The 851-nt window shown below is 38.5% G+C and carries 2 protein-coding genes; both read right to left on the bottom strand.

The genetic code is table 11. The features are described from left to right. Positions 1–71: 71 nt before the first annotated feature. Positions 72–395, bottom strand: a complete 324-nt coding sequence (locus A9G07_RS08660; RefSeq protein WP_176713960.1) for a phage holin, lambda family — start codon at positions 393–395, stop codon at positions 72–74. 28 nt (positions 396–423) lie between these two features. After that, positions 424–851 (bottom strand): site-specific DNA-methyltransferase (locus tag A9G07_RS08655; RefSeq protein WP_141677499.1); only part of this gene is annotated, 428 nt, incomplete at its 5' end.

Here is an 851-nt window from a genome sequence, read left to right as displayed (position 1 = left end):
TTACAGTTCTCCGAGTTTTCTGATTGTTTCTGCATGTTTTTTCGAGTGGAATGTAAAGTGTTGATAAATTTTTAGTTTTTTTTATCTTCATCTTCATTTTTTATGCCGACTTTTTTATCGACAATTGCGTGTGACAACTGACGTAATTTATCTATACCGAGCCAGCCAATCACGCCACCAACAAATGGTGCTAACGTGACAGAAAAACCAAAAAACTCTAATCCAGTACTAGCTGACATAGTTACAGCACCGCAAAAAATAGCCTCCACCCATTTTCTACGTCCGCCGACACCGTCGTACGTTAATCGACCAAATGCAATAATAAACGCCATTAGCGATGCGTAAATCATCGGCCAATTGGCCTGTAACCAATCTAAAATTGTATTTTTATACATTTTTTTTCTCATCATGATAACGCCCTCATTACGTGGGGCCAGAAGATTTCACTTCTGATAATGTTTGATTAAATCTTTCTTCATCTAATTCAACGCCAATAGATTTGCGTCCCAACAATTCCGACTGCTTGATAACCACCCCTGATCCCATAAAAAAATCCGCCACAACATCACCGGGACGTGATGCAGCGTTGATCATGTCATGAATCATGTCGGCAGGTTTTTCGCACGGATGTTTACCTGGGTAATATTGAACAGGTTTATAATTCCACACATCTATGTATGGGACATCAGCTGTAACATAAAACGGACGGCGCAATGATTCATATTGCTGTTTTAACTCGCTAAAATCTAATGACAACAACTCATAATCTCGACGCAAACAATCGTATTCAGTAATTAACTCAGAATGACTATGTTTTAATCCTGATTGTTGTTGCAATTCTGCGGATTTTT

Source organism: Gilliamella sp. wkB72, from assembly GCF_001693745.1.
Classification (GTDB): domain Bacteria; phylum Pseudomonadota; class Gammaproteobacteria; order Enterobacterales; family Orbaceae; genus Gilliamella; species Gilliamella apicola_E.
Note: the sequence above shows the minus strand (reverse complement) of the source record. Positions and strands in the feature narration are given on the sequence as shown.

What these genes read in the sequence shown, in the direction of transcription:
- A9G07_RS08660 (WP_176713960.1), bottom strand. Translation starts at nt 395, where the DNA reads ATGTATAAAAATACAATTTTAGATTGGTTACAGGCCAATTGGCCGATG.